Origin of the sequence: Hymenobacter metallicola, assembly GCF_004745645.1 — a bacterium.
In the GTDB taxonomy this organism is placed as follows: domain Bacteria; phylum Bacteroidota; class Bacteroidia; order Cytophagales; family Hymenobacteraceae; genus Hymenobacter; species Hymenobacter metallicola.
In genome coordinates, this window is the sequence record NZ_SRMB01000004.1 from 34,432 (window position 1) to 56,349 (window position 21,918).

19 protein-coding genes are annotated in these 21,918 nt (G+C 53.3%); 1 reads left to right on the forward strand and 18 read right to left on the reverse strand.

Annotation, left to right across the window (positions count from 1 at the left end):
- Entirely contained in the window at positions 1-1,140 is a 1,140-nt protein-coding gene (gene rffA / locus E5K02_RS18625; protein ID WP_135396743.1) for a dTDP-4-amino-4,6-dideoxygalactose transaminase, read from the forward strand.
- Between the two features lie 23 nt (positions 1,141-1,163).
- Here rffA and E5K02_RS18630 read toward each other — a convergent pair whose 3' ends face one another.
- From E5K02_RS18630 to E5K02_RS18715, 18 genes are all read right to left on the reverse strand, one after another.
- Positions 1,164-2,387 carry a glycosyltransferase family protein gene (locus E5K02_RS18630; protein ID WP_135396744.1) on the reverse strand — a complete coding sequence of 408 codons (1,224 nt, stop codon included), beginning with the start codon at positions 2,385-2,387 and terminating at the stop codon, positions 1,164-1,166.
- Complete coding sequence (locus E5K02_RS18635; RefSeq protein ID WP_135396746.1) at positions 2,384-3,646, reverse strand: glycosyltransferase; 1,263 nt, start codon at positions 3,644-3,646, stop codon at positions 2,384-2,386. Before E5K02_RS18635 ends, E5K02_RS18630 begins: the two co-directional genes overlap by 4 nt.
- A gap of 11 nt (positions 3,647-3,657) precedes the next feature.
- Positions 3,658-4,689, reverse strand: a complete 1,032-nt coding sequence (locus tag E5K02_RS18640) for a glycosyltransferase family 2 protein (RefSeq protein WP_135396748.1) — start codon at positions 4,687-4,689, stop codon at positions 3,658-3,660.
- Between the two features lie 92 nt (positions 4,690-4,781).
- Positions 4,782-5,468, reverse strand: a complete 687-nt coding sequence (locus tag E5K02_RS18645; protein WP_135396750.1) for a DUF1919 domain-containing protein — start codon at positions 5,466-5,468, stop codon at positions 4,782-4,784.
- Between the two features lie 50 nt (positions 5,469-5,518).
- Positions 5,519-6,445, reverse strand: a complete 927-nt coding sequence (locus tag E5K02_RS18650; protein WP_135396752.1) for a glycosyltransferase family 8 protein — start codon at positions 6,443-6,445, stop codon at positions 5,519-5,521.
- 42 nt (positions 6,446-6,487) lie between these two features.
- Positions 6,488-7,516 (reverse strand): glycosyltransferase family 2 protein, encoded by a 1,029-nt coding sequence (locus E5K02_RS18655; protein WP_262709871.1) that lies wholly within the window; start codon positions 7,514-7,516, stop codon positions 6,488-6,490.
- 57 nt (positions 7,517-7,573) lie between these two features.
- Positions 7,574-8,635 (reverse strand): glycosyltransferase, encoded by a 1,062-nt coding sequence (locus E5K02_RS18660; protein WP_135396756.1) that lies wholly within the window; start codon positions 8,633-8,635, stop codon positions 7,574-7,576.
- A gap of 49 nt (positions 8,636-8,684) precedes the next feature.
- Positions 8,685-9,632 carry a glycosyltransferase family 2 protein gene (locus E5K02_RS18665; protein WP_135396758.1) on the reverse strand — a complete coding sequence of 316 codons (948 nt, stop codon included), beginning with the start codon at positions 9,630-9,632 and terminating at the stop codon, positions 8,685-8,687.
- A 39-nt stretch (positions 9,633-9,671) separates the two neighbouring features.
- The gene (locus E5K02_RS18670) at positions 9,672-10,313 is read right to left on the reverse strand and encodes an acetyltransferase (protein WP_135396760.1); all 642 of its coding nucleotides are present in this window, start codon (positions 10,311-10,313) and stop codon (positions 9,672-9,674) included.
- Positions 10,314-10,387: 74 nt separating this feature from the next.
- Positions 10,388-11,467 carry a DegT/DnrJ/EryC1/StrS family aminotransferase gene (locus tag E5K02_RS18675; RefSeq protein ID WP_135396762.1) on the reverse strand — a complete coding sequence of 360 codons (1,080 nt, stop codon included), beginning with the start codon at positions 11,465-11,467 and terminating at the stop codon, positions 10,388-10,390.
- A 48-nt stretch (positions 11,468-11,515) separates the two neighbouring features.
- On the reverse strand, positions 11,516-13,291 hold the full coding sequence (locus E5K02_RS18680; protein WP_135396764.1) for an ABC transporter ATP-binding protein: 1,776 nt from the start codon (positions 13,289-13,291) through the stop codon (positions 11,516-11,518).
- 401 nt (positions 13,292-13,692) lie between these two features.
- Complete coding sequence (locus E5K02_RS18685) at positions 13,693-15,507, reverse strand: hypothetical protein (protein WP_135396766.1); 1,815 nt, start codon at positions 15,505-15,507, stop codon at positions 13,693-13,695.
- Positions 15,508-15,544: 37 nt separating this feature from the next.
- Entirely contained in the window at positions 15,545-17,314 is a 1,770-nt protein-coding gene (locus E5K02_RS18690) for an ABC transporter ATP-binding protein (RefSeq protein ID WP_135396768.1), read from the reverse strand.
- A gap of 175 nt (positions 17,315-17,489) precedes the next feature.
- Positions 17,490-18,428, reverse strand: coding sequence for a glycosyltransferase family 2 protein (locus E5K02_RS18695; protein ID WP_135396770.1), 939 nt, complete (start codon positions 18,426-18,428; stop codon positions 17,490-17,492).
- 22 nt (positions 18,429-18,450) lie between these two features.
- Complete coding sequence (locus E5K02_RS18700; RefSeq protein WP_135396772.1) at positions 18,451-19,557, reverse strand: DegT/DnrJ/EryC1/StrS family aminotransferase; 1,107 nt, start codon at positions 19,555-19,557, stop codon at positions 18,451-18,453.
- 6 nt (positions 19,558-19,563) lie between these two features.
- Complete coding sequence (locus tag E5K02_RS18705; RefSeq protein WP_135396774.1) at positions 19,564-20,517, reverse strand: GNAT family protein; 954 nt, start codon at positions 20,515-20,517, stop codon at positions 19,564-19,566.
- Positions 20,502-20,909 (reverse strand): sugar 3,4-ketoisomerase, encoded by a 408-nt coding sequence (locus tag E5K02_RS18710; RefSeq protein ID WP_135396776.1) that lies wholly within the window; start codon positions 20,907-20,909, stop codon positions 20,502-20,504. Before E5K02_RS18710 ends, E5K02_RS18705 begins: the two co-directional genes overlap by 16 nt.
- Positions 20,910-20,925: 16 nt before the next feature.
- Complete coding sequence (locus E5K02_RS18715) at positions 20,926-21,912, reverse strand: UDP-glucuronic acid decarboxylase family protein (RefSeq protein ID WP_135396778.1); 987 nt, start codon at positions 21,910-21,912, stop codon at positions 20,926-20,928.
- Between the last annotated feature and the right edge of the window lie 6 nt (positions 21,913-21,918).

Sequence of the window (21,918 nt, forward strand, 5' to 3'; positions counted from 1 at the left end):
ATGGCCGAAACACCAATTCCCTTCAACAAACCTTATCTAGCGGGCCGGGAGCTGGAATATATTCAGCAGGCACTGGCCAACGGCAAGTTGTCGGGTAATGGCTATTTCACCCAGCAAAGTCAGGCTTTCTTAAAGTCGCGCTACGGCCTAGCACACGCCCTGCTCACGACCAGCGGCACCGCCGCGCTGGAAATGGCAGCCCTGCTCATCGGGATTCAGCCCGGGGATGAGGTCATCATTCCCTCATTCACGTTTACCTCCACGGCCAACGCCTTTGTTCTGCGCGGGGCTAGAGTTGTCTTTGGCGACAGTTTACCCTATCATCCCAACCTGGACTGCTCTAAAGTCGCTGACTTAATTACGTCCCGTACCCGCGCCATCGTGCCGGTGCATTATGCCGGCGTAGCCTGCGACATGGCTCCTCTGCTGGAGTTGGCCCAGAGGCATAATCTATGTATTGTGGAAGATGCCGCGCAGGGCATCGAAAGTGCCTATCGGGGTCAGCCACTAGGGTCAATTGGCCATTTGGCCGCTTTTTCTTTCCACGAAACAAAGAATATCATTTCTGGGGAAGGTGGGCTGCTAGCTGTTAACGACCCGACCTTTGCCGCCCGGGCCGAAATCTTGTGGGAAAAGGGGACCAACCGGGCCGCCTTTTTTCGCGGTGAAGTAGCGCGTTATCAATGGGTCGACATTGGTTCCTCTTATCTGCCATCCGAGCTTATTGCAGCCTACCTGTGGGGACAGTTGCAGGAACTCGAGTCAATTCAGCGCCGGCGCTTTGAACAGTGGCAGCAGTACCAAACCACGCTCTCAGAGCTAGCTCAGGCAGGTTGCTTCGAGTTGCCTTCTCTGCCCGAGTATGCCCGGCACAATGCCCACATCTTCTACCTACTCTGCCCGTCACTGCAAGAGCGCGACAAACTGGCTCAGTACTTAAGCCGCCGTCAGATCTTGGCAGTATCGCACTACCAACCGCTGCACACTAGTCCATTCTACCAAGCTCAGCACAATGGTCGACCGTTGCCCCACGCCATAGCCTACGCCGAGCGGCTGTTGCGCCTGCCACTGTATTATGAGCTCGACACCGACAGCCAGCAACGAGTTGTTCAGGCTATTTATAGCTTTTACCGAGGCTAATCATGCGTAGTAGCACTCGTTTGCTAAAGTTGCGAGAAGATCAGGTCGGCAGTAGGCAAAAATTGGCTCATTCCCCGATAGGTAATACCGGCTTGGCGGCACTTGCTCCTTAAAGCGACTTTTTCAGCCTGCAGAAAAGCTTCGACTTGCGGATAAACACGGGTCGCCTCTGCCGGAGTGAAAGCATTCACAACGACGCCCACCCCATATTTTTCCGCTACTAAATCATCCTCCGAAACACCGGCACAAACTAAATACGGTAAGCCGCAGCATAAGTATTCCCCTACTTTAATTGGTGAACGAAACCGCTGGGAAGGCAATGATGGAACGGCTACCACGCCAAAATCAGCGGCGGAGATATAGTCCTGCACCTGCTCATACGGGCTTCGAGTGATAGTGTAGCTCTCCTTTGGCAGCTCTTGGCTTTGCATTAAACTCACAATATGCTCTGGAGCGTCGGGCGATACTATTAAAAAAAATAGATCGGGGTTCAGTTGATGAAACGTCTTAAACAGCTCAGCTATTTCCAGATCATAATAAATACCCCCAAACTTGCCCAGATATAGAATTACCTGTTTGTCGGCCGGAATGCCATATTTTGCCCGCACCCGCTGTCTACCATCAGGCCGGAAATAGATCTTGTTCTCATCGACGCAGCTTGGCAGCTTGTACACTTTAGCCTTCGTACCCCACTCTTCCATTCGGTGCATCATATGTACCGTACCTGTTGAGAGAATGTCGGCCTTCATTCCTGACACTCGCTCCATATAATGAAGGCCACGGTAAGCTATACTCGTTTCTGGCCACACATTACAATCGCGCATAAATTCGCTGTGGGGTTCATACTGAAAGCCATAATACCGTAGGCCGGTCAACTTTGCCATCATAAAGGCAAATGCTCCTGCCACGGTACCAAGAGCCGAAATACTTCGTGCTCCTACTCCCAGCCGTAAGCGGATTACCAAAAAGAGTCCGCACAGCAAATCGTAAGCTTTTTTTAGAATCTTAAAGCTCCCCGAATGCCATTTTAACGGATGCCATTGAATTCGGTCCGAATTTAGGTCGGCATGCATTTGTGCCGTTTGAACAGCGTCAAGGGCATACTCTACTTGCTCGTAAGTAATCAAGTGCAGCTTCAGATCAGGCTGCTGCTGCGTTGCATACCTCAAGCATGGTAACATCACTGCCTTGAACAGCGGGTCATTACAGCTATTGTACACATAGATAATGACGTGGCGCTTTTTCATTTGGATTGTACTGGAGTAAGCAAGGATTCCCACTGCTGCATGATTTTGACAGGCGCAAAATCCTGTACCCGGGAATGAGCCTGCGCGGCGTAATACGTGCGCTTGGGCAAATCAGCTAACAAGCTGGTTAGAGTTTCGGCCCAAATCGGAGCACTGGCTTCGAGGGCCGGGCCGGCGCCCAGCAGCGGGAGTAGTATACCAAATTCGGCCCACTCGGGGGTACGGGCATAGTGCTGGGCCGGCGTAGCGGGGGCTAATATCTCGCGTGGCCCAGTGGGACAGTCAGTCGAAACGACAGGGACGCCACAGGCCATGGCTTCGCACAAGGCCATGGGAAATCCTTCCGTGGACGAAGACAAGAGCGACACGGCAGCCCGGGCAATGTACTGAAAGGGGTTGCTCTGAAAGCCGAAGAAATAAACGTCGAAGTCATCCGTGAGGGGAGTTTCATCCCACACCTGCCAGCTACGCAGCCCCAGCTTCTGGCACTGTTGCAGCAGGTCGGCCCGCAGTGGACCGTCGCCGAGCAGCACCAACTTGGCCGTTAGGTTGCCCTGACGACGCATGGTGTGCAGAACTTCTAACAGCGCAATCTGATTCTTTTCGCGGGCTAACCGACCGGCGGTAATTAAAACGGGGTGCTGGGTAAACAGAGCCTCCTGCGCAGCACTCAGTGGCTCTTGGCTGCGGCGGCGAATACCTTCCACGTCAAAAAAGTTATTGACAGTGACTACCTTTTCCGGGGCTAGGCCAAACATGTCAATCAATTCCTGCCGCAGGTCCCGGCTTACGGGCACGACCCGATCGGCTGAGCGGTAGAGCCAGGGCATCAGCACCCGGCGGCGCAGCCAGCCTAAGGCGCCGCGGATATTGGGGTCATGCCGCTTCGAGTTGTGAATGCACAACAGAACTCGCTCAGAACCTTTGCTAAGCAGGTTCAGATAGTCGGCGCCTTCCAAGTGGCTGATGCAGACATCAATCTGGTGTTCACGCTTGAGTTGTTTGACCCGCTGAATCCGCTGTACGAAGCTCCGCAGCTTACCTACTACCCCCGCACCGGCTGGCACATCTAGAGCGACGAGTGTATTCTGAGTGGGAAAGGCTACCTCGGTAGAGCTGTCGAATACGCACTCTACCACATGGTGGTGCCGGGCTAGTTCTTGGCCGTGGTCGTGAAACACCCGTTCGGCCCCACCATAGGTGAGCTGGGGAATGAGCAGCAGAATGTTCTTGCGCGCGGGCGCTGGGGTATTGTGCATGGTCAGTCGCCTTAAAAATGCCGGAGCACGTAGCTTTTCAGCAAGAATTTACCCTGCAACTTAGTGGCCGGCCGGTAATGCTTGGCCAAAGCCTGCCGACGGTATTCACGTAATGAATTGGTTTTCTTGTCGGGGTTGAGGTAGCAAGTCAAAAACCAGCGTTCGGCGACGCAGCGCAGCATAGCCGCAGGATCGGCATACCCGCGCTTCTCGTTGTAGGCCTGAATTTTCCAGAGCCAGGTATGGACCTCTTCCAGCTGAATATCGCCCAGATTGAAGGGGAAATACGAAATTGTGTTGTGCACGTGCAGCTCGCGCTCCGTAAACGGAATGCCAAACACCCGCAACTGCCGCTCCCGGATCTGGTTGGATTTCGCATTGCGCCGGGCATGCACATCGGCCTTCAGTGTTTGGGGCAGGGTACGGTAGTGCAGCAGAATTTCGGGTTGGTTCACGATATCAACCACCTGCGCTACGCGGGCAATAAACTCGTAATCTTCGCCAAACGTGTCTTGAATGGTATCGTCGTAGCGCAATCCATGTTCGTGCAACAGCGAGCGGCGAAAAAAGGCCGTTGGGTTGGCTACCGGCATATTGAAGAGCAGAAAGCTGCGCACCGCATCGGCCGACAAAGGATATTCATACACAATATCCGACTCGCCAAAGCACTTCATAAAGCTGCTGGTCAGCCCTACCGAGGGGTTAGCCTCCAGAAAATCGACCTGGGTCTGTAAGCGGTGCGGCAAGGCAATGTCGTCCGCATCCATCTTGGCGATATACTTTCCGCGGGCGTATTCCGCGCCGTAATTGTCGGTAAACGAACGGCCCCGGTTCTGCTCATTGGCCAGTACTCGTACGCGCGGGTCAGCCGCGTAGCTGCGGGCAATGGCCAAGCTTTCATCGCGGGAGCAGTCGTCAACGATGATAAGCTCAAAGTCCTGCAGGGTCTGCTGCAGAATACTGTCAATAGCGGGCCTCAGGTATTCTCCGGCATTAAAAACAGGAATAATTACGGAGACGAGAGGAGACTCAGTGGTAGGCATAATACGACAAAGGTACGGCGTCCATACGAAATGGCCCCTGCTTGGATGCGTACCCCGGACAAAGTTCCGACTAGGCGTAGCGCTGTTAGGCTCTATGCGCCACTGCCAAGCAGCTTACGCATTGCCCAGTTGAGCGGCGTAAAGCTTGGATTACCCGTGTTTAGCCAATTAATAAAGTCGTAGTCGGGCAGGGAGTTGAGAAATAAGTGCGCTCCATTTGTGGTGTAGTTATTTACTATCACGCCCTTTGTAACACCAGGCAGCGGTTCTTTCAGGAGCAAGAGCTTTCGGTACGGCAGCTGCTCAAACTCGCGCACCAGTTCCGGGCTAGCCCCATCTTTGCTGCCGTCAAACTTCACCAGCAAATTATTCCAGTTGATTCGGGCGGCGCGGCGCGTCCACTTGTCGCGGGCTTCTTCCTGGGAATGATAGTGCAGAAAGCTAATTTCAATTTTTCCTCCCAGCGTAGCTAAAGGATAAGGATTCTTTTCCCGAATTGTATTGATAACGTCGTACTTGGACGTAGACTGAAAGATTAGTTCCTGCTCGAGGTAATGCTTCGGGTTGCGCAAAAACTCCAGGTAGCATGGGCCCATGAGAAAGAGCCCAATAAATGGAGTATTGAACGGCAGGGATAAATACTTGTATACCTCTGCTCCCCAGCAATCATTGGAGAAAATGGTAAAATCCTTGTTTTGAATCAGGCGCAGCTGCCTGCGCTTGGCTTCAAAGCGACGCTTCCCAGCAACCCGATTCATAAATCCGCTAAGACTTGCCATACCACAGTTGAGAAGAAAAGGAACAATTAACTGTCAGCTAGTAACTCTCGCTACTTTCTACGCCAGCCCGTAACTAGTGCCGGGTAATCTATGAATAATTCACTCAACCGTATTTCAAGCATCTTCCTGATTTTATGCCGGTTCCAGCTAAAGTTGTCGTAGCGCCTACGATACTTTTTCGGGACTTTATCCAGGTATTTAAAATATAAATCACGGAGCCGGTTTTCCCCCAACATTGACCAGGGTTTATGCTGAGTGGTGTAGTGCAGAATAACGGTATCCTGGAGAAAATACTTCAGCCGTTTCCGGGGCTCATGTTTCGGAATGTCCCGGAACATGGTATTAAAACGAGTGCTGAGCTTGAGCCAGTTGTCGACTAGTACTGCATTGAGAGCGTCCTGATCGGGATACACTAATTTCTCCGAGTTATTTCTGATAAAATCAATAACACTGGTGGTAATGTCAAGCCGCAACCACTCGGAACGGTCTATTAACAAAACCCCGGAGTTGAAGTAGTTGCCTGGCTTATGAATACCCAATTCGGGGCGGGCATCCACAAAGTCACGGACTGCTGCCACGGGGAAACCCTCCATAGCTATGTCATAGAGGCTTCGGAGTTTGCCCAGTACGATGATATCGGTATCTAAGTAGATAAACCGCTTAACATCAGCCGGTAAAAGAGCGGGAAACATTACCCGATAATAGATAGAAGCCGTCCACCACAAATTGGGAGGCAGGACAAAATCATTGGCAAAGCTATCCTCAATGTCGTAATAGTGAATAGAGCTGTGATGCCCGGCTACATAGTGCGACAATTCCTTCCGCTCAGCCTGAGAAAGCCCGGTTGCAATGGCGTGAATGACAACGGACTCTTGCCCGTTATTGGCAAAGATTGACGTAAGCAACGCATACACCGGTGTCAGATAGTTTTCGTCGAAAGCTATGGCAACGTGTATACTCTCACTTGGCGTAGGCATCGGACAAGGGTTGCGGGCAGAATGATGTTGACTCAAGACAGCTTAATTACCCGCAAGTCGATTGCGCAACTCACTTACCTGATGAAAGACTTTTACGGCCTCCTCGCGCTGTTTAAGCGAAGTCTGAAAGTTATAGAAGAGTCGTAGCGTTTCGAAGTTACTGATGATGCCCTCCTGCTCCCGCCGAAATACGGCGTTAAATACATTGGCGGGCTGGCGCGCAATCTGCATTCCCAGCCAAACCAGCCGCTTATTATACAGGTAGCGAAATTTGCTCTCGGTTAAGTCAGGGTTTCGGAAAACGAAATAATAGACAATACTCGTGAGTTGAGAGGAGGCCGTACCCTGACCGATGCGCAGCAAGTAGTTCCAGGTAAGGCGCTCTTTAAACATATAGTGCTTGAAGCGCAGGCGGTCATCGTACCAAAGCTTGTAGCCCGCCAGCTGCATGGCATCCCCAAGCTCAACATCTTCGCCGCTAACAATGATTTTCCCCCGCTTCGTGGAGGTAGTAAACCGGAAGCCATGCGCCAGCAGCTTGAGCCACGCCGACTTACGCACTACCGAGCCGGCACCATACAGGTAGCCCTCATGGTCGGGTAGTGGGCCGGTTTTGCCCCCATTCTGCTCCCCCACGGCATAAACTGCCTGAAACGTGTCGAACCAGGCGGGCGGGGTCACCTCAAACATACCTTCGGCGTGTGCGCCCAGCACTCCTATTTCCGGGTGGGCGCTCATGATTTCATCCACCAGAGACAAATAGTTGGGAGCTATCCAGTTATCATCATCAATGATGACAATATTCTCGTAAGCAGCCTCATTGAAGCCTCTGATAAGCGCATTTTCCTTACCAGCCACGGGCTCATCCAACACCCTAAAGGGAACCTGAATATTATAGGTATGCTGCAAGTCCCGGGCAACTTCAATCGTGTTGTCAGAGGAGGCATTGCTGACAATCAACACCTCCCATACTATCGTCTTGCTTACCTGCTGCGCCGCTATGTGCCGTAGGGTATCAGCCAAGCGCTTGGCGCCATTGTGTGTGCAAATAAGAAACGTTATTCCGTTCACCTGTGAGAAGTTGAGAGTAAATAATGCAGCGGTACGGTCCAGAAGAATTGCGAACCACTAGGCCGCCGGTTTTTCCAGGGCCTTTAGTCGGCTCACAAAAGCTTCGATTTCGTGGTAACTTTTGTCACGCGTCAGCTCTTTTTTTACTAAAGCCTTGAACTGCTGCCAGTAGAAATTGGCCCGGATGGCGGAGGGCTCCCCCTCCCGAAAAAACTCTTTATCCTTTACCGCTTTGCCCAGAAAGGTAACCGCGTACTGCAAGGAGAACTTGGCATTGCGCAGCCATATCAAGGGCTTGTTGCTGGCCGACGCATTGCGAAGGGCCATGATATAATCCAGATAGGGCCGCAGGGCCGCCTCAGACTCGGCATTACCGGCAAAAATTCGCTCTACGTAGTTCCAGGTCAACCGCTTCGCCGGAATGAAATGCTGAAAGCGCAGCCGCTCATCATACCATATTTTGTAGCCCGCCAGCACAAAGGCGTAGCACATTTCGTTGTCTTCCCCGGACGTGAGCTTGTCGCCGTGGCGGCCGGTGAGCATCGATTTAAAGCCCGCCCGGTAGATCTTTTCCCAGGCCTCTTTACGCACCACGCAACCCGCGCCGTACACATAGCTAGGGTGTAGCGTAATATCGCCTTGCTTGGGGGCTTGCTTGTCGGCGGCGTAGATAACGGCAAAATCCTTGAACCACTGCGGCGGAGTGATTTCACACTTCGGCCGGCCGATGCCGCCCAGGGCCCCAATCTGCCGGTCGCTTTCCATGACTTCCCAGGCCAAAGACAAGTAATTTTCCTCCAGCCAGTTGTCATCGTCGACAATGCAAACGTACTCGTAGCGGGCCGTGGCAAAGCCTAGCTCCAGGGCGTTGCTTTTCCCACTGCGGCCCTCGTACAGCACTTGGTACGGGAAAGGAAAATTCAGGGCCGCAAATTCGGCGGAGGCTACCGCTGAGGTGTCATCCGTGGAAGCATTGTCAACGAGCAGCACTTCTACGGAAAACGCTCCCGGTGTTACTTGCTGCCGAGACAAGGCTTGCAGGGTTTCCTTGATGCGGGTCGCGCTATTATACGTACAGATCAGGACTGTTATTCCGCGTTCTTGAGAAGCAATTGCCATACTAACTGTAGTCGGAGTTCAGGTGGAAAAAAGCAACAAGGGTCGAGGCCTACTGAGCCTTTGGCGGTGCGCCTTTTACCAACTGATAAACCAGTTGCTTTAAGTGTACAATCGTACGGGAAGCGCTGACGGCTGAAATTGCTTTGTAGTAGCTGTAGTAGCTGCTCCAGATTTGGCCCGTTGCTTTCAGCCTCTTGCTTTGATCGAAGTGCAGACCTTCCAGAAACTCGTTGAAACGCCCGTGGTGGCGGGCATCTACCATCTGCTTGTAATGAGCTGTTTCAAAAATCTGCTTTTTATTGCGCGCAATAATCCGCTCGTTCTGCGTGGCCGACATAATGCCGCCCGGGTGCAGCCGATAGCGGGACATCACTTCGGGCAGGTAGTAGATATTGCCGGTGCGGGTAAGCAGTAAATGCAGGGAATAGTCACCACTGAAAGCATGATCGACCCATTCGGGAATGGGGAACAAGGCCGACCGCCGAAATAGCATAGAAGCGGTAGGAATAAACCAGCCCTTCAAAGCAATGTCAGCCTGCGTGAATTCGTGCTCGTGGCCTGGCAAGATGGACGAGTATTTCTGGCTAAACAGCCGCGGCGGGATGGAATTATCATCCATAAATTCCTCGGCATCGTGAATGCAGGTGGTGCAGGAAGCGTGGCGTTCCAGGATATCGACCTGCCGCTGCAGCTTATGGGGGCTGGTCCAGTAATCGTCGCCTTCCAGCAGGGCAATGTACGTGCCGGTGCACGCCTTTAGCGTAGCCAAAAAATTCCCCATCACCCCCAAATTGTTCTCCGGTAGTAACAAGCGGATGCGGTCCGGGTAGCGCCGCTGAAAATCCAACGCAATTTGCCGCGTCGAATCAGTGGAGCAGTCTTCTCCCAGCACCAGCTCGACAGCAAAATCCGTTTCCTGCATCAGAACCGATTCTATGGCCTGGGCCAGAAACTTTTCGTGATTGTAGGTGATGCAGCAGACGCTTACGGTAGGCATAAATTCAACGTGTTAAAAGCAAAAAGTGAGCTGGCTCACTTACTGAAGTACTGCTGGCCGTTGCACAATGCGGCCCGGTACACCCACCACGGTAGCTCCGGGTGGCACATCGTGCATAACTACCGCCCCGGCCCCGATACGGGCTCCTTCCCCAATGGTTAACCGGGGGAAAACCGTGGCATTGGCTCCTACCATCACAAAATCGTGCAGCTGGCAGCCTCCCAGAATACGGGCTCCAGGCGATAATTCGCAGTATTTTCCCACCGTTACATTATGGTGTACCGCGGCGCCAGCATTCAGCAGGGTGCCCTCCCCCAGAAAAGTTGAGTTTGATACCAGCGTATGGTGCATCACGTTCAGGCCCGCCCCCAAGGTAACTTCATACTGCCCTACCTGCGCCGAAGAAGCCACCACCGACGTCAGGATTCCACCTAAGTCAGTAAACTTCTGGGCTAAACGGTGGCGTAGCTGAACCCCACCCAGCCCCAGGACAAAAGCTGGGTCGCGCCGAAACAGCTCTGGAACTTGGTCGAGGCTGCGCACAACGGGGAAACGGCCGAATAGAAGAGGCTCTAAGTCGGGCGTCACATCGTCGAAGAACGACAAATTTGCTCCTACCAGTGCTTGCGGCAGGCACTCGAGAACTTCTATTGCGTGGCCACGGGCTCCTATTATCAGCATGCAGTCAACCTTTAAAATGCAGGAAACAGAACTCTGCTTTCTGCCCTGCGTCTTGTTTCACTAACTGCTTTTTTCTACAGGGCGCTCTTGAGAACTGCACAAATAGTGTCTACCTGCTCATCAGTAAGTTCGTAGTACAGGGGCAAACACAGGGCCCGGGTTGAAATGTCTTCCGACACTGGCGCAGACTGCGTACCCGTGTACTCCAGCGTGTTCAAAGAGGGGTAGAAGTAACGTCTGGGGATAACATCTGCTGCGTTCAAAGCCTCCCGTACGGCGAGCAGTACTTCCTCTGAGGGCATCACCGTGGGGTAGTAAGAGTAGTTGTAACGCGTCGTGTGGGGCTGAATCAACGGGCGCTGCACACCCGTACCGGCGAGCTGGGCATCATACCGCTCGCTCAGTTCGCGGCGGCGCTGAATCAACTCATCTACCTTGGGCAGCACGCATAAGCCCATGGCCGCGTGGAATTCCGAGCTTTTTCCATTCACTCCTACTCCCCAAAAAGCCTCAGGACCGTTATGACCAAAGTTGCGCATGTAGCTAATTCGGTGCGCTATTTCATCGTCATTGGTAATGATAGCGCCCCCTTCTACGGTATGAAACAGCTTGGTAGCGTGGAAACTCAGCGTGGAAACATCTCCGTAGGTAAGTACCGACTCGTCCTTATAAGTGACGCCAAACGCGTGAGCCGCATCGTATATCACGCGTAGGCCATGCCGCTGCGCTACCGCCTCAATGGCTTCCACGTCGCACGGATTTCCGTACACATGCGTGGCCATAATGGCAACGGTTCTGGGCGTAATTGCCGCTTCGAGCAGGGCAGGATCTAGGCAGAGGGTTTCAGGATGAATATCGACGAAAACCGGCACGCTGCCTTCCCACACGATGCTGGAGGTTGTGGCCACGTACGAAAAAGGCGTAGTTAAAATCTCGCCTTTTACATCAAGAGCTTTCAGCGCTATCTGCAGGGCAATAGTGCCGTTGTTAACGAAAAACAAGTGCTTTACACCCAGGTATTCCTTAAGGCTTTTTTCCAGCTCGACTACCAGTGGGCCCGCGTTGGTCAGATAGGCCCGCTCCCAGATGCCTGCCAGGTAACCTACATACTCTTCAAAGGGCGGCAAATACGACTTGGTAACGTTAATGCTCATGGAAGCGGAAACAAATTTTCAATTAAACTTTAGTGCCCAGCGCGGAGCTTACTGCTGAACCAATTGGCGTACTAGGTCGTGATACTGGTGGACAGCAATTACTTCCCCCTGACTCAACTCATAGATTCGGTCACATTCCCGCAGCGTAGTGATGCGATGCGCAATGATGAGGATAGTTATATCCGTTTGAGACAGTTTGTTAATAGCTTCGTTAACCTCCCGCTCAGTTTCATTGTCCAGCGCTGAAGTAGCCTCATCCAATACTAGCACCTCCGTGCGTTTGTACAAGGCCCGAGCAATGCCGATACGCTGGCGTTGTCCGCCAGACAGCTTCGAACCACGCTCACCGATGTGAGTATGCACGCCTTCGGGCAAGTTTTGCACAAAGCTGGTCAGGGATGCTTGCTCAATAGCATAGCGCAGGCGCTCCTGATCTACTTCCGCATCGCCCAGCGTAATATTATCCTGAATGGAAGCTTCCATCAGAAAAGTATCCTGCTTTACGTAGCCGATAATTTTATACCAGGCCAGCAAATGCTCAGGCTTTAGGGGCGCTCCGTCGACAAGAATATCACCACTTTGCTCGACATAAAAGCGCAGCAGGGTATTCATCAGGGTTGTCTTACCCGAACCCGAGCTCCCAATAAAGCCGATCTTCTCTCCTTTTCTGATAGTAAGCTCGATGTCCTTTAGGGTTCGCTTCGTGGCGCCCGGGAAAGTGTACGAGATATTATTGAAGGTTAAGGAGCGCTCAAACGTCAGCGGCAGCTGCGTCGGATGCGTGGGCGAGTAGAAGTCTCCTTCCCGGTCAGACCCAATGATTTCGATAGTGTACTGCGCCTGCTTAATCTGAAACAGTGACTGCAGCATCCGGTTGACGGACGGCATCAGGCGGTAGGCCGCCGCGGCAAATAAGCCGACTAGGGCAATCAGGTCGGCAGCGTTTTGCGCGAAAAACAGCGCATAAACGAAAATGGTCAGCACGCCTAGAATAGCTACCATCTCAATCATTTTGATGGGCAGCATACTATAGAGGTAGGCCTCGGCATCGAGCTTTTGTAGCTCTTCCTGGTTAGTGAGCAGCTTGCGGCGGTAAGCGTCCTGCTTGTGCGCTAGCTTCAGTTCGACAAACCCAACAAACAAGTCATTCAGAATGCTGAAGGAAACTGGGCGCAGCGCGTTGATCCGGTGACCAATAACTTGGGTGCGGGTGCGCAAAGCGCGGTACATCAACAGCGTGGTTGGTACCAATACAACCCCAAGAATGGCAAGTAGCAGCGGTTTATAGATGATGATACTCAGAACGATAACGACAACAACAGCTACCTCGGAGAAGAAGACAAACAGAGGCCGCAGCACCCCGCTGACGTACACGCCGGGTACCTGCAGTGCCGCGTTCATCAAATTTGAGGAGCCCGTGTCGTTAAACTTCCAGAAAGACAGGTCCAAGTACTTGGTTAACTGTCCATCAATGATCTTAAGACCAATATCGGCCGTGAACTTGGTTTGCAGATAGTTAACCCAAGTTGTGAACAGGTTCTTGAAGAGAAAGAACAGAAAAATAGCTGCCATTAAAAACAGCAGAAAGTTCTTTTCGGACTGAAAGTCTAAGAACTGGTATAGCGGGGAAAAGTACTTGCTCTTTTGTACTCCACCGGGTTCGGCGGCGACCATCATCACGGGCACCAGCGCTGCCAAGCCGAAGACGTCCAAAAAAGAGGAAATCAGCACCAACGCAAACATCCAACCGGCTTTGTACTTCTGCGACGAAGTCAGATAATAGCGAAGGCTACCAAGAGAATAGCTGATGATTCCGGTGTTCATAGATAGGGTGCCTGCTTAAAAACTGAAAAGAACAAGCAAGCCACGGGCCCCTTACAGAGTTAGCAGTTCTCAAGTCTCAGGTTGGGGCAAAGTTACGGATTTTGTGTCAGATGCACTCAGATTGCTTCCTTACCCCAACTAGCATCTCCGCTGTGCAAAGGCCTTATAAGTTAAAATGAGGCACTTACAAAATATAGTATATATAATTTATCTAATATAAAAGACTCGCTTGTATTCCTCTCCTACTCAGCTACTCAAAAGCAGCTGGATACGAAGGCTTACTCCTTACTTCTTCCAATGGGTGGTTGTACGCTGCCGGATACAGCAAACTAGCCCCGTAAGGGTTCAGCAAGCCACAGCAGGTTTTGAAGCTACTTTTTTACCCAGGCCGATGACGCGGCTTAGTGGGCCGTGAGCATTTTCTTAGGCGCGTACACGATCAGCGTGTCCTGATAGTTCCGCCAGCTGTACTGATTAGGATTATAGGGGCTTAACAGGCGCCGTACTTCTGTGTAGCCTTCCGGAAATAGCATTCCGTGGCTTCGCATGCAAGTCACTAATTCTGCTCCGGGTTTCTCATTAACGAGTACAAAAGCGCTGGTTAAGTCCAAACGTGTTTTATTTAGCGCGTCGCAGTTGCGCAAATCCAACTGCCCGAACATCCAAGGGTTGCCTGGCGAAATGCCATCCAGCGCATATACTAGGCCAGGTAAGTCGTACACTGCGACAATCGGCATTCCGGGCTCAAAGCCCGACTTTTTTAATGTCGTGCGGAGCTCTTCCATATAGTGCGCCGTTTTCGGGTCCACCAGAAGTTCTGCCGGGGTATGGGTTTTGCCAAACGTAACCGGCTCAGACTGTTGCAGCATATTAGCCGCCTGCACGTAGGGCGCCAACAGCATGCCATAGGTATACTGCTGGGTTACAATAAAGATAGGCACCAAAAATATAACGATGCGCACCAGCGGCAAAGCTGCAACATTCGGCATACTAACATATAGAATACAAAGCACCGCCAGCCAGTAGTTTATCTCCAACATGAAATTGATAAACAGATTGTTGTAGGTACCAACAGCACCAACAAAAGGCATTAGCAGCAGCCAAAAAACAACGACTATTTTCCGCCACTTCAGCTTTCTATAGGGCTGTTCTAGATAGGCCGCAGCAAACATGGCTACTACGCTGAACAGTAGCGCCAGAAACCACACGGCCGACCGGTTATAATTCAGGTGGGTGTTTTTGTACAACCCCGTGCGTAGTGCCTCAAATCCGAGGAAGACACCCCCCAATACAATGATGCCTATTTGTAACGATGTGGCCAGCCGCAGCTTTTGCCGCAAATACGCCCGGGTCAGAAAGAAGCTTGCCAGGATGAAGACGGAGAAAGGATAAATCAGCGTCCGAAGCAGCGGATAAGCATCCTTTAGGTAGCGCACCAGAAGGCCTCCGTTGTAGCTGGTTTGCAACAGCAGCTGAGTTTCGTGCACGAAGTTCGTGCGCCAAACCCCAAAGGATTGAACCGCGGTGAAAAACAATAGCAGCCCAGTAAAGTATCCTAGCCCGACGATACCGACTGGCTTGTACCACTCACGAATGTTGCTTAAGCCCACGCACAGTACCAGGGCCAGCCCACCCGTGACCAAAGCACCTACACTGGAGCTGCCTTTCACGAATAAATCCAGCCCGATAAAGAAAGCGCCAACAAACAGGTAGAAGTGCCGCCGCTTGAAACCGTTGGCACTGGGGTATGCGCTGTACACCAGAATGCTGCTGGCGAAAAACGCCATGCAGAAGGCGTTGATATTGTTGTAAAAGATGGTGCGCGGAAAGATGGAATACTGCAGGAAATTGCCGCTTATAAACAGCGCTGCCAGCAGCCAAAAAGGCAAGGGCGTAGCCTGATATTTCTCTTTAATCCACACCCAGAGGCCGCCCGCCAGCAGGAGCCCCGAAACCACGGTAGTAAATAGGCTGGCCAACCGATACCCAATAATAGAGGTATGCGCCGGGTCAAGCAGCTTGTTGATCAGCAAATGGAAGTTGGTAAAGCTCGAGCTATATTCTTCAGGGTAGGTATAACCCATCAAATAGAATCCTTCGTCCGTCAGATCAAAGCCCTTGTTGATACTCCACAGAAAGAGCCCGATCAGAAAGGCAGCTAGGATACTCAGTATCAGGGAGTATCCGGTAAGCCGCGGCGCGGAATCATGATTCATAAACGGAGGACGGTATGGTATAATGAAGGCAGCGGTATTAGAGCACCCGATTTAGCAAGTCCTGATACTGGTGCGTAGAAATGATTTTTCCACTCCCCAATTCATAGATCTGGTCACAGTCGCGCAGGGTGGTGATGCGGTGGGCAATGATGAGGATAGTCATATCCGTGCTGGAGAGACGGGCAATGGCCTCGTTGACTTCCCGCTCCGTTTCGTTATCGAGGGCAGAAGTGGCTTCGTCTAAAATCAGGATTTCAGTGCGTTTGTACAAAGCCCGGGCAATGCCGATACGCTGCCGTTGTCCACCGGAAAGCTTGGAACCCCGCTCCCCGATAAAGGTATCCACACCTTCGGGCAGCCCACTGACAAACCCTTGGAGCGAAGCCTGCTCAATGGCGTAGCGCAGCCGCTCTTCGTCCACATTCTGGTCACCAAGCGTGATATTCTCCTTGATAGAAGCTTCCATCAGGAACGTATCCTGCTTCACGTAGCCAATGATGCGGTGCCAAGCCTCCACGTGCTCCGGTCCCAAGACTTTACCGTCAATGAGAATCTGGCCGTGCTCCTCCGTATAAAAGCGTAGCAGCAGGTTCATCAACGTGGTTTTACCCGAGCCCGAGCTACCAATAAAACCGACCTTCTCCCCTTTCTGGATTGTCAGCGACACTCCCTGCAGGGCTGGGGTAGTAGCTCCCGGGAAGCTAAAGACGATGTTGCGAAGCTCGATGGTTTGTTGGAAAGACAGCTCCTGCTGCTTTTCCGACTGCGCCGCCCGGTATTTCGGGTCCCGGTACGACTCCAGATCTTCAATGGTATACTGACATTGCTTGAGCTGCACCATGGCCATCAGCATCCGGTTAACGGACGGCATCAGGCGGTAGGCAGCAGCGGCAAACAACCCTACCAGCGTAATGAGGTTGGTGGAAGAGCCCGGAATGTAAATGGCGTACAGGAAGATGGTCAGCACCCCCAGAATAGCCACCATTTCGATGACCTTGAGGGGCAGCAGCGTGTAGAGGTACACTTCCGCGTCCAGCTTCTGAATTTCCTTCTGATTTTCAATCAGCCGGTCTTTGAAGCGCTGCTGCTTGTTGGCCAGCTTCAGTTCGGCAAAGCCCGTGAACAGGTCGCCGATGATGCTGAAGGAAATAGGCCGCAGTTCGTTGATGCGGTTGCCAATGGTCTGGGCCCGGGCGCGCAGGGCTCCGTAGGTTAGCAAGGTGGTGGGCACCAGCACAACGGCCAGAATTACGAGCAGTAACGGCTTATAGATCAGAATACTGACGACAATAACCAGCACCACGGCCACTTCCGAGAAGAAGATGAACAGGGGCCGCAGAATCATGTTCACGTAGGTGCTGGGCACCTGCAGCGTACTGTTAATCAGCTGAGACGAGCCCAGGTCGTTGAAATACCAGAAGGGAAAATTCAGATACTTGGTCAGCTGGTTCTGAATAATACTCAGGCCTACATCCGCCGTAAAGCGGGTCTGCAGGTAGTTGACCCAGGTTGAGAAAAGGTTCTTGATCAGGAAGAACAGAAACACGCCCACAATCAGAGCCAGCAAAAAGCGCTGCTCAGACTGAAAGCCCAGGGCATTGTAAACGGCCGAAAAGTACTTGCTCTTTTGGATGCCCCCGGGCTCGGCAGCTACCATCATCACGGGCACGAGAGAAGCTAGGCCCACGACGTCCAGAAAGGAACTCAGCAGAAGCAGCACAAACATCCAGACGGACTTGCGCTTTTGGGATGCGGTGAGGTAATAGCGGATGCTATTAAGGGAGTATCGGATAATTCCGGTGTTCATAGCTGCGGGGGTCACGCCGAGTACTGAGGCCTGAGCAACCCTGCTACACAGGGTATTCTCATTGTCGACTTCAGTTAAGCGGAGTAGGTACGGATTTACGCTGTGGCTTGTTGTTTAAGCTCACGCAATACACAAACTGACTTTGACTGCAAAAGCTGCACAAGCAAAGGCCTCGCTATTTCTCGTTGGCATACAGCGTTTTGACAACATACAGCGGCCGGTTGCGGGCCGCATCAAGGCCACGCCACACGTATTCGCCAATGATGCCAAGGGCTATCATCTGGAAAGCCGAGACGAATAGCAGCACTAGCATCAGCGTCGTCCAGCCTTCCACCTCAATGCCGCCAAACACTTTGACACCCAAAATGTAAAGCCCATACAGCAGGGCAATGATTCCCATACCAACCCCTAAGACCGAAATAGCGCGAATGGGAAAAAAGGAAAAAGCCAGAATCGAGTCGATAAAGAGCTTGATCTTCTTTTGAATGGTCCAGCGCGACTTCCCGATTTCCCGCTTGCGGCGTACGTAGGGAATATTTACGTAGGGGTAACCCAGCCATACCATGAGGTAGAACAGGTTGCTGTTGCGCTCCTTCAGTTCCAGAATATGCTCCCCTACCTGTCGGTCAAAAAACACGAAGTCGAAGCCGCCGTCCGGGATGTTAGGCAAGGCAATTTTCTTCATCAGGGCATGAAACGTCTTGGCAAACAACTGCTGCAGCCCCGTTTCTTCCCGGTCCTGGCGGTTACCGATAATCAGTTTCAGCCCCTTTTTCCAGTAGTCATACATCTGCACCATCAGTTCCGGCGGGTCCTGCATATCGGCCGTAATAATGGCCATACAGTCGCCGGTAGCCTGCTCGATGCCCGCTACAATGGCATTATAAGACCCTACGTTACCGGCCAGCTCCACTACACGTACCTTGTCGGGGTAGGCATTACGGAACGCTAGGAGCTCCCGCAGCGTCCCGTCGCCCGAACCATCATCTACCAGCACATATTCGAATGTCAGCTCGGCGGGGAACAAGGCCTCATTGGCAATCAGCTCCCGACTGGTGACTGGAATATTACCTTCGTTGTAGTAGCAGGGAATGATGATAGATAACTTGGGCATTGGAAGCTGGTAAGAGCAGAAATTACGACTGGAAGAAGGCGCGGATAGCGTCGCTCACCGCATCCACCTCGGTGGCCGTCATTCCGGGCCACATCGGCAGGCTGAGGCAGGTGGTCGCCAGTTCCTCAGCAATGGGGAAAGCCCCGGCCTTGAAGTTCATGAACTGGTAGGCTTCCTGCAGGTGGGGCGGAATCGGATAGTGAATCAGGGTACCAATTCCCTGTTCGCCCAAGTACTTCTGCAGGGCATCCCGCTTGCTGGTCCGTACCACGTAGAGGTGGTAGACGTGGGTGGCACCTTCGGCCACGGCGGGCAGGTGCAGATCGGGAATGCCGGCGAGGCGCTCGTCGTACAGCGCGGCTACTTCCTGGCGCTGGGCCGTCCACTCCATCAGCATGGGTAGCTTGGCACTGAGCACGGCAGCCTGCAGTTCGTCGAGACGGGAGTTGTGGCCGATGACCTCGTTGTAATACTTCTGCTGGGAGCCGTAGTTGCGCAGGGTACGCACTTTCTTGGCGAGTTCCGCATTGCTAGTCGTCACGGCTCCGGCGTCGCCTAGCGCCCCCAGGTTTTTGCCGGGGTAGAAGCTCGTGGCATTCACGTCGCCGAAGCTGCCGGTGATACCACCATTGTAGGTTGCGCCCTGAGACTGGGCATTATCTTCTACTACGTACAGGTTGTGGCGCTTGGCTACGGCCATAATAGCGTCCATCTCGCAGGCCTGGCCGTAGAGGTGCACCGGCATAATGGCGCGGGTGCGGGGCGTAATAGCGGCTTCCAGCAGAGCCGGATCCAAGTTGTAGGTAGCAGGGTTGGGTTCCACCGGTACTGGCGTAGCACCCACAAAGGAAATAGCCAGCCAGGTCGCAATGTAGGTGTTCGATGGTACGATAACCTCGTCGCCTTCCTTCACGTCGAGGGCCTTGAGGGCTAGGTGCAGAGCATCCAGGCCATTGGCTACGCCCACGCACTCCGTGGTGGTCGAAAAGCGGGCGTACTCAGCTTCGAACTGCTTTACGGCCTCGCCCAGTACGTACCACTGCGAATCAAATACCTGGCTCATGGCGTCCAGCACCTGCGTCCGAACGGCCTGATTTTGCGGGGTAAAGGAGAGGAAAGGAACTTTCATATCGAACTAGTTGAATTGGGAACACGCCAGCACGTGGCTGCAGCCGCCGACTTTAAAATTTAGTTTCTCGCAGGTGCGAAATACGGCCCGGTTGGTAGCCTGGGTTGTCATCAATACATACTCGGCACCATTTTGCTTGGCCCGCTGCACCGTTTCGGACACCAATTTAAGGTGCCAGCCGCGGTTAGCTGGCCCTACAGCCGTCAGGACCACGCGCGAGAAGCCCGAGTTCAGACGAGTCGCGTGAGCTTGCAGGTCGCTGATGGCCAGAAACGCATCAACCGGCAAATCGGCTTCGGCGGGCACCAGCACGTCGTCGCAGTAACCTTCTACCGCGGCCGAAGCGTAGCGCGCCAAGAACCGGTCGCCCTGGTCGCCGGCAAACCACTGGTCGGCGTGAAAACGGTCGTACTCGTTACGGGCCGCGGCCGAGATCTGACCGATGACGGCTGCTTCTTCCCGTTGGGCCGAGCGCACCGGGTACCGGGGCTGTTCAAACGCCGCTACCCCATCATGAAAATACGTGAGCCGGGTTTCGACCAAACGCCAGCCGGCATCCCCCAGGGCCTGGGCCACGCGGGTGTCTTCGGCGGGCAGCTCAGCAAAGCAGTAGGCGGCTCCCTCCTGCCCTAGCTGTTGCCGGAACGCCTTGCCCGCCGCTTCCAGGGAAGCGGCGGACGTGTTATCGGCAAACAGTATGGTAAACAGCTTGTACACCGGCGCCTGGAAAAAATCGGTATCCCAGGGCAGAAAGGCGTACAGAAACTGAATGGTAGCACCATCCTGCGCAAATTCAAAAACCCGGTGCGTGGAGTCGGCAGCATATTCTGCGGCCAACCCGGTACCGAACAGCTGCTGCTGGGTGGCCACATCGAGCTTGCGAAGGAAGTTGTAGGGCGAATAAAAAAAGAGTTTATCCGCCCGGGCTGCTACCAGTTCAGCCTTTACTTGGAACCCCATACCTGGCGGAAGTTTTCGTACTGCCGGATATAGTCTTTCTCATCGTAGCGAGTGGAGGCAAAGACTAGCTGCACGGCGGTGTGGGAATACTGCATGGTATGCCAGGCATTCGGGGGCACATATACCCCCACGTGCGGCGACTCCAGCACGAAGGTCTGCACCTCGCCGTCGGGCATTTCCGTGGTGACGATGATGCGGCCCGCCACAGCAATCAGGACCTGCTCGGTGGCGTGGTGGGCATGCCGGCCCCGCACAATGCTTTCCGGAGTGAAGTAGGTCCAGAAGGTCCGCTCCACCGTGAAGGGAATCAGCCCGTTGGCTTCTCCCACGGAAATGTAGCCGATGTCGGAAGCACCTAGTTTTGGAAACTCAATTAAATGCGGCTTTTGCATATGCGGGGCTAGCAACCTAGAACGTACGCGGGGTATTGTTTACTTGACCAGCGGCGGCCACCTGTACGTGCTCCTTGAAGTACTCCAACGTGCGACGCAGCCCTTCGGCGCGGTCGACCTGCGGCTCCCAGCCCAGGATTTCCTTGGCCTTGGTGATGTCTGGTTTGCGCTTCATCGGGTCGTTCTGGGGCAGCTCCTGGTAAGTCGGCTTGAACTCCACATTCATGAGCTTGGCAATTTCTTCGCCGAACTCCTTGATGGTGATTTCGTCGGGGTTGCCAATGTTCACGGGCAGCGGGTAGTCGCTCAGCAGCAGGCGGTAGATGCCCTCAATCAGGTCGTCGACGTAGCAGAACGAGCGAGTCTGGGAGCCGTCGCCGAATACGGTCAGGTTCTCGCCGCGCAGGGCCTGCGACAGGAATGCTGGCAACACGCGGCCGTCGTTCAAGCGCATACGGGGACCGTAGGTGTTGAAGATGCGCACAATGCGGGTTTCCAAGCCGTGGTGGTTATGGTAAGCCATGGTAATGGCTTCCTGGAAACGCTTGGCCTCGTCGTAGCAGCCGCGGGGGCCTACGGGATTCACGTTGCCAAAGTACTCCTCCACCTGGGGATGAATTTCCGGGTCGCCATACACTTCCGAAGTGCTGGCAATCAGCATGCGGGCGCCTTTCACGCGGGCCAGGCCCAGCAGGTTGTGCGTACCGAGCGAACCTACTTTCAGCGTTTGAATCGGAATCTTGAGGTAGTCGATGGGCGAAGCGGGCGAGGCGAAGTGCAGAATGTAATCCAGCTTGCCGGGCACGAACACGAACTTCGACACGTCGGCGTGGTGAAACTCAAAGTCTTCGCGGCCGAAGAGATGCTCGATGTTGGACAGGTCGCCCGTAATCAGGTTATCCATGGCAATAACATGGTACCCTTCCTTCAGGAAACGGTCGCAGAGGTGGGAGCCTAGAAAGCCCGCGCCGCCGGTAATGAGAACACGCTTTTTATCAGACATGATGTG